The sequence below is a fragment of the Saccharopolyspora sp. NPDC049426 genome (assembly GCF_040676935.1).
In the GTDB taxonomy this organism is placed as follows: Bacteria; Actinomycetota; Actinomycetes; order Mycobacteriales; family Pseudonocardiaceae; genus Saccharopolyspora.
In genome coordinates, this window is record NZ_JBFAPZ010000008.1 from 348,208 (window position 1) to 355,825 (window position 7,618).

Here is a 7,618-nt window from a genome sequence, read left to right on the forward strand (position 1 = left end):
AAGGAGTGGGCGGACAAGCTGTTCGCGGCTCGCCGGGCGCTGAGACCGCCCCGTGCCCGGCCACGGTGCAGGGGTGGCCCCGGACCACCTCCCGCATCGGGCCGAACTCCGGTGCGGCGCGGGAAGCGCTGCCGTGTGAGAAGCGTTCGTCGAAGGGACTCTTGGTGATCAAGTCGCGTGCGGTGGTGGCATCCGGTCGGGGGCAGCCGGTCGAGGTGGTGTCGATCGGGGTTCCGGAGCCAGGGCCGGGTGAGGTTCTGGTGCGGGTGCAGGCCTGCGGGGTGTGCCACACAGATCTGCACTACCGCGAGGGCGGGATCGGCGACGACTTCCCGTTCCTGCTCGGGCACGAGGCCGCAGGCGTCGTCGAAGCCACGGGGCCGGGCGTGACCGAGGTGGGGGAGAACGACTTCGTCGTGCTGAACTGGCGCGCCGTGTGCGGCACCTGCCGCGCTTGCTCGCGAGGGCGTCCCTGGTACTGCTTCGACACCGGCAAAGCCGAGCAGCCGATGGTGATGGGTGACGGTACGGTCCTGTCTCCGGCGCTGGGCATCGGTGCTTTCAGCGAACGCACGCTGGTCCACGCCGGTCAGTGCACGAAGGTGGACCCGGCGGCTCGGCCGGCCGTGGTCTCCCTGCTGGGTTGCGGCGTCATGGCGGGTGTCGGTGCTGCGATCAACACCGCGCAGGTCTCCCGCGGGGACTCGGTGGCGGTGATCGGTTGCGGTGGCGTCGGTGACGGTTCGATCATGGGCGCTCGACTGGCCGGGGCTTCGCGGATCATCGCGGTCGACACGGACCCGACGAAGTTGAAGTGGGCCGAGGAGTTCGGTGCGACGCACACCGTGAACGCCTTGGAGGTCGACGCCGTTTCCGGGATCAAGTCGTTGACCGGGGGGCACGGTGCGGACGTCGTGATCGACGCGGTGGGGCGCCCGGAGACATTCCAGCAAGCGTTCTACGCGCGCGACCTCGCCGGCACCGCGGTCTTGGTCGGCGTTCCGACGCCGGAGTTGGAGCTCCGGCTCCCGTTGATCGACGTGTTCGCGCGCGGTGGCGCCATCAAGTCCTCGTGGTACGGCGATTGCCTGCCGAGCCGCGACTTCCCCGTGCTGGCGGACCTGTACCTGCAGGGGCGGCTGCCGATGGAGAAGTTCGTCACCGAGGAGATCGCGCTCGACCAGGTCGAGGAGGCGTTCGTGAAGATGGAACGCGGCGAGGTGCTGCGATCGGTGGTGGTGTTCTGATGGACGCCCGCATCGATCGCACGACCACCTCCGGCACCTTCTCGCTCGACGGTCAGACCTTCGAGGTGGACAACAACGTGTGGGTGCTCGGTGATGACGACGAGTGCGTCGTCATCGATGCTCCCCATGACGCAGCAGCGATCCGGAGGGTGGTCGCCGGACGCCGCCTCGTCGCGATCCTGGCCACCCATGCCCACGACGACCACGTCCGGGTCGCCCCCGCTCTCGCGGAGGCCACGGGTGCGCCTGTGTTGTTGCACGCTGACGATCTCGTGCTGTGGCGGCAGTCCCACGGGAGCCGAGAGCCGGCAGGCCACCTGGTGGACGGCCAGGAGATCGAGGTCGCCGGCATCGTCCTGCACGTCCTGCACACCCCTGGGCACGCGCCGGGGGCGGTGTGCTTCGACGTTCCGGCCCTGGACGTGGTCTTCACCGGGGACACCCTCTTCGCCGGAGGGCCGGGTGCGACCGGTCGGTCCTATTCGGACTTCCACCTCATCATCCGCTCCATCCGGGACAAGCTCTTCCACCTGCCCGACTCCCGGTCCGTCCTCCCCGGACACGGAGCGACCACGACCATCGGCGCTGAACGACCACATCTCGATGAGTGGATCAGCCGAGGCTACTGACCGATGGGCGCTGAGCGGTCCACAGGGGACGGCGCCTCTCGTGGGGCCTCGCGGACCGCTCAGCGCTGATTCCGGGCCACCGGTGGAACATGCGTTGCGGGAATTCCGAAAAGCCGAATACGCTCCTCTTCGCGCGCGAATTGCAATGGCGCTGAATTCCGATCCGTCGGGACGACGGTGTTCGGTCGTCCACCCACTGCTCGGGCGCGGTCAACGCGAGGAGGGAGATCTGATGTCGGAAATTCCTAGCGCCCGCACAACAGGTGACCGGGTGATGTCCCGTGCAACATCCACAGCCCTCCGGCTGACGGCCCTGGATTCCGTGAGCCGGGGAAGTATCTGCTTCCACAACGGATTCCGCGATTCCGAAGTCGGGTACTCGTGGGTTCCTGGTGTGGTCAGTCCGATGACCGATGAGCTGCGTCAGGCGCTCCACGATCTGTGGGTTGCGGATCTGATCGATATCGAGACGCGCGATCTGTTCGCGCCGCGAGGTCACCGGGTGGTGATCACCCGGAAGGGGACCCGAGCGCTTCGCTACTGGTCGCTTTCCGATCACGGCGGTTTCGCCGCGTGATGCGCTTGCGGTCGATCGTCCAACCGGCGTCGACAAAGCCGCGTCGGCCGGAAACCCGCTCGTGATCCGAAGATCCCGCGCCCGGTCCGTTCTGCCGAGGTCTCAGGTCGGTCGGCAGGAGGAATGATGACGAGCGAACCCGCTGTGCGCTGCAACGGTCTGCGCTACCGCTTCGGGCCCACCGCAGCGGTCGACGGCGTGGACCTGAGAGTCGAACCAGGCACTGTCTTCGGCTTGCTGGGTCCGAACGGGGCCGGGAAGACGACCACGATTCGAATGATCTCGACGCTGCTGCGGGTGCCGACGGGAGCCGTCGAGATCTTCGGAGTGGACGCGAACCTGCACAAGCTCGCTGTCCGCAGGTTGATCGGTTACGTTCCGCAGCAGCTCTCAGCGGATTCGGCGCTGACCGGCCGGGAGAACGTCGCGCTGTTCGCGCGGCTCTTCGACGTGCCCCGAGCGCAGCGGCGGTCCGCGGTGGAGACGGCGCTGCGAGCGGTCGGGCTGGAGGAGGTCGCGGGGCGAACGGCGAGCACCTACTCCGGCGGCTTGATCCGACGCCTCGAGCTGGCGCAGGCACTGGTCAGCGAGCCCCGCCTGCTCGTGCTCGATGAGCCGACGGTGGGGCTCGACCCCGTCGCGCGAGCGGGCGTGTGGGAGCACATCGAGCGAATGCGCGCCACGACGGGGATGACGGTCCTGATCACCACGCACTACATGGAGGAGGCCGACAGGCGGTGCGACCGGGTGGCCTTCATGCACCGCGGCCGGATCCGGAGCGAAGGGGCACCGCAGGAACTCCGCGCCGCTGTGGGCCCGGAGGCGACGTTGGAGGACGCGTTCCGCGCGGTCACCGGTGGCACGCTCGCCGGTGATGCGGGGGAGGGGATGCGCCAGGTCCGCGCTGCCCGACGGGACGCACGTCGTGGCGGTTGATCACGTGCGGTGCGGACCGGTGCGCTTGATGTGGTCGCGGATCACGACGATGTGCCTGGTGGAGCTGCAGAAGCTGCGGCACGACCGCACCGAGCTGCTGACGAGGGCGGTTCAACCGGCGCTGTGGCTGGTGGTCTTCGGTACGACCTTCAGCCGGACACCCGCGTTCCAGACCGGGGGAGTGCGGTACCTGGACTACCTCGCACCGGGCATCGTCGCCCAGTCCGCGCTGTTCATCGCGATCTTCTTCGGCATCCAGATCATCTGGGAGCGGGATGCCGGGATCCTCGCCAAACTGCTGGTCACACCGACGCCGCGGATCGCGATCGTGAGCGGCAAGGCGTTCGCTGCCGGTGTGCGAGCCCTGGTGCAGGCTCTGGCGGTGCTCGTGCTCGCCGTCCTGCTGGGCGTCGAGATCACGGCGAACCCGGTGCGGTTGCTGGCCATGTGCGCGGTGGTGGTGCTCGCATCGGTGTTCTTCTGCTGCTTGTCGCTCACCATCGCGGGCCTGGTGCTGTCCCGGGATCGCTTGCTGGGCCTCGGGCAGGCGATCACCATGCCGTTGTTCTTCGGTTCGAGCGCGCTCTACCCGGTCGATCTGATGCCGCACTGGTTGCGGGTGGTCAACGCCGTCAACCCGCTGAGCTACGAGGTCGATGCTCTGCGCGGCCTGCTCATCGGCACGCCCGCGAACCTGGCTCTGGACTTCGCGGTGCTGGCGGCCGCCGCAGCGGCCATGGCCGGGGTCTCCTCCGCGCTGCTGGGAAGGCTGGTTCGCTGATCCGCCCTGGTGGTAGCTCGACCCGAACCCGAATCGCGTCAACAGAAATCGGGCGGGCAGATGCCATGAGTCCGCGAAAAGGGACGGAATTCTTCGCCGCGCGAATGTCGAAGCCGACCGACCACCGTTCGGGTCCGGTAGGAATCCCTTCGTGCTGATTCGGGTTCCACTCGTTCCCAACTCATTGTCCGAAACGACTGGGACGTGGCATGTTTCAAGCGGGAGCATTCCCATCTGGAGAATCTCGGGGATTCCCGAGAACTTCCCGTCAGCGGCCGTCGTCCACGCGAAGTCGGCGATGTCAATCCGGCTCTGCGGCGCGCCGCGAAATCGCGCACCCGAATACCGCAAAGGAGCGGATCGTGACCGCATCGGAAGCAGCGACAACTGACCGCGAAACACCCGTGAACCAGGATCCCGAGCCGACACCGGGGCCTCTGACCGGTGACCCCGCACTGATCGGCGTTCCCACCTTCATCGTCGGCTCGATCGCCCTCGGAATGACCCTCGTCGGCTACGTGCCTGCCGCAGCGGTCGGAGCACCGGTGGCGATCATCCTCGCCGCCACCGGGATCGGACAACTCGTCGCCGCGGTGTGGGCGGCCGGCATCGGCCAGAGCGCGGTGGCGTCCATCTTCGGAATCTTCTCCGGGTTCTGGCTCAGCTACGGATTCCTCGTGCTCGGACTGACCCACGACTGGTTCGGAGTGCCGTCTGAGAGCGCGACCGCCACCCAAGGTCTTTTCCTGACTTCGTGGTTCGTCACAGTTGCGTTGCTGACCCTGGCGACGCTGCGCCTTCCGGCCGCGTACACCTTGCTCTTCGGGTTGATCGCCGCTGCCCTCGTCATCGTCCTCGTCGCGACGCTGCAGGGTTCGACGGAGTTGAAGGCCGTCGGCGGGTACGTGGTCTTCACCTTCGCGGCTCTGGGCTGCTACTTGTTCTTCCACGTCATGTCGGTGGCGACAGGAGGACGGGGACTGCCGCTCGGCCACCCGGTGCTGGGCCGGTGAACGAGGAAGCGCGGAGGCGGTTTCACACCGCCTCCGCGCTTCGCCTCCTGCTGCTGACCGTCGTGCGAACACCACCGCGTCCACGATCAGCTGGTCGGCAGCGCGGGTGGCTCCCCGGAGCACTCGTAGTGCGACAGCTGGTCGATCCTGCGCTGGTGGCGGCCGCCTTCGAACTCCGTGGTGAGGAAGGCGTGGACGATGCGCTCGGCCTCGGTGAGCGTGTGCATCCGGGAGCCGATGGCGGCCAGCAGCGCGTTGTTGTGCTGGCGGGCAAGCCGGGCGATGTGGACGTTCCAGATCAGCGCGGCGCGGGCGCCGGGGACCTTGTTCGCGGCGATCTGCTCCCCGTTCCCGGAACCGCCGACGACGATGCCGAGACTGCCCTCGTCGGCCACGACGCGACGAGCCGCGTCGATGCAGAACGGTGGGTAGTCATCCTCGGCGTCGTAGGCTGCGGGGCCGACGTCGGTCACCTCGTGGCCGACGTCGGAGAGCTTCTTGGCGAGGTAGGTCTTGAGCTCGAGTCCGGCATGATCGGAGCCTATGTAGATGCGCACGGGCCTTGTCCTTCGCGGTGAATGGGATGATGTTCGCGGCGCGATCACCGCGCTCGGGCGTCAGCCCGACCGCACGGTGCTCACGGAGCGTCGCGCGGCCTCGGTGACCGCCTCGGTGGTGATGCCGAATTCGGTGTAGAGCGTCTGGTAGTCGGCTGAGGCGCCGAAGTGTTCCAGGGAGACGATTTCGCCGGCGTCGCCGACGAAGCGGTGCCATGGCTGGGCGATGCCGGCCTCGACGGCGACTCTGGCGCGCACCGACGGGGGCAGCACGTGTCGGCGGTAGGTCACGTCCTGCGCGTCGAACCACTCCACGCACGGCATCGACACCACGCGCGTCGGGATTCCTCCGGCCTCCAGGGACTTCCTGGCCGCCACTGCCAGCTGTACTTCGGATCCGGTTGCGATCAGCAGCACCTCGGGGGTGCCGGTGGAGGCCTCGGCGAGCACGTAGCCGCCGCGGGCGACGCCCTGCGGGTCCGTGCCTTCCAGCGTCGGCACCCCTTGGCGGGTCAGTGCCAGGCCGGCGGGTCCGTCGGTGTTTTCCAGGATCGCTTTCCACGCGGAGGCGGTCTCGTTGGCGTCGGCCGGGCGCACGACCGCCAGATCGGGGATCGCGCGCAGGCTCGCCAGGTGCTCCACCGGCTGGTGCGTCGGACCGTCTTCGCCGAGTCCGATCGAGTCGTGGGTCCACACGTAGATCACCGGCTGGTGCATGAGGGCCGCGAGTCGTACGGCGGGGCGCATGTAGTCGCTGAAGACCATGAAGGTGCCGCCGTAGGGTCGGGTTCCGCCGTGCAGGGCGATGCCGTTGAGGATGGAGCCCATGGCGTGTTCGCGGATGCCGAAGTGCAGTGTGCGGCCGTAGGGGTGGGCCGACCACGCGTCGGTGGAGATGCTCTCCGGGCCGAAGGAGTCGGCGCCCTTCATTGTGGTGTTGTTGCTTTCCGCCAGGTCGGCCGAACCGCCCCAGAGTTCCGGCAGCACGTCGGCCAGTGACGCCAGCACCTCCGCCGATGCTTTCCGCGTCGCGATGCCCTTCTCATCGGGTTCCCAGCTGGGCAGCTCGTCGGCCCATCCGGTGGGCAGCGTGCGGGTCTGCATTCGGTCCAGCAGTGCCTTGCGCTGGGGGTTGTCGGCGGCCCATGCGGTGAAGGCGATCTGCCATTTCTCGCGGGCTTCCCTGCCGCGTTCGGTGATGGCGCGGGTGTGGTTTAGCACCGCGTCGTCGACCTGGAAGGTCCTCTTGGGGTCGAAGCCCAGGAGTTTTTTGACTTCGGCGAGCTCGTCGGCGCCCAGCGCGGCACCGTGGGCTTTGCCGGTGTTCATCTTCGTGGGTGCTGGGTAGCCGATGACGGTGCGCAGCACGACGAGGCTGGGACGCTCGGTGTCGGCGCGAGCGGCCGCCAGCGCGTCGAGGATGCCGGTGACGTCTTCGCCGCCGTGGACGGTGAGGACCTGCCAGCCGTAGGACTCGTAGCGCTTGGCGGTGTCCTCTGAGAGCGCGATTTTGGTGTCGTCTTCGATGGAGATCTCGTTGGCGTCGTAGAGGACGGTGAGGTTGCCCAGTTGCTGGGTGCCGGCCAGCGAGGAGGCTTCGGAGGTCACGCCTTCTTCGATGTCGCCGTCGGAGGCGATGACGTAGATGTGGTGGTCGAAAACGCTGTCGCCGGGTGCGGGTTCGGGATCGAGCAGGCCGCGTTCGCGGCGTGCGGCCATCGCCATGCCCACCGCGTTGGCCAGTCCCTGGCCCAGCGGTCCGGTGGTGGTCTCCACACCCTTGGTGTGGCCGTGCTCGGGGTGACCGGGGGTTAGGGATCCCCATGTGCGCAGTTGCTTGAGGTCGTCGAGTTCCAGGCCGTAGCCGGAGAGGAACAG

Annotated in this window: 8 protein-coding genes; 6 read left to right on the top strand and 2 right to left on the bottom strand. The window is 67.9% G+C overall.

Annotation, left to right across the window (positions count from 1 at the left end):
• The first annotated feature begins 161 nt into the window (after positions 1-161).
• The 6 genes from AB0J78_RS20060 to AB0J78_RS20085 all read left to right on the top strand — a co-directional run bounded on the left by AB0J78_RS20060 (position 162) and on the right by AB0J78_RS20085 (position 5,183).
• Positions 162-1,247: an S-(hydroxymethyl)mycothiol dehydrogenase gene (locus AB0J78_RS20060; RefSeq protein ID WP_363791082.1), complete on the top strand. Its 1,086-nt coding sequence runs from the start codon at positions 162-164 to the stop codon at positions 1,245-1,247.
• The gene (locus AB0J78_RS20065) at positions 1,247-1,876 is read left to right on the top strand and encodes an MBL fold metallo-hydrolase (RefSeq protein WP_363791084.1); all 630 of its coding nucleotides are present in this window, start codon (positions 1,247-1,249) and stop codon (positions 1,874-1,876) included. Before AB0J78_RS20060 ends, AB0J78_RS20065 begins: the two co-directional genes overlap by 1 nt.
• Before the next feature lie 406 nt (positions 1,877-2,282).
• Positions 2,283-2,453, top strand: a complete 171-nt coding sequence (locus tag AB0J78_RS20070) for a hypothetical protein (protein WP_363791086.1) — start codon at positions 2,283-2,285, stop codon at positions 2,451-2,453.
• Positions 2,454-2,579: 126 nt separating this feature from the next.
• Positions 2,580-3,389, top strand: coding sequence for an ATP-binding cassette domain-containing protein (locus AB0J78_RS20075; RefSeq protein ID WP_363791089.1), 810 nt, complete (start codon positions 2,580-2,582; stop codon positions 3,387-3,389).
• Between the two features lie 28 nt (positions 3,390-3,417).
• On the top strand, positions 3,418-4,170 hold the full coding sequence (locus AB0J78_RS20080; protein WP_363791091.1) for an ABC transporter permease: 753 nt from the start codon (positions 3,418-3,420) through the stop codon (positions 4,168-4,170).
• 362 nt (positions 4,171-4,532) lie between these two features.
• Positions 4,533-5,183, top strand: coding sequence for a GPR1/FUN34/YaaH family transporter (locus AB0J78_RS20085; protein ID WP_363791093.1), 651 nt, complete (start codon positions 4,533-4,535; stop codon positions 5,181-5,183).
• Between the two features lie 86 nt (positions 5,184-5,269).
• Here AB0J78_RS20085 and AB0J78_RS20090 read toward each other — a convergent pair whose 3' ends face one another.
• Both AB0J78_RS20090 and tkt read right to left on the bottom strand, forming a co-directional pair.
• Entirely contained in the window at positions 5,270-5,740 is a 471-nt protein-coding gene (locus AB0J78_RS20090) for a ribose-5-phosphate isomerase (protein ID WP_363791095.1), read from the bottom strand.
• 60 nt (positions 5,741-5,800) lie between these two features.
• Positions 5,801-7,618: transketolase (gene tkt, locus AB0J78_RS20095; RefSeq protein WP_363791097.1), on the bottom strand; the 1,818-nt coding region annotated here is incomplete at its 5' end.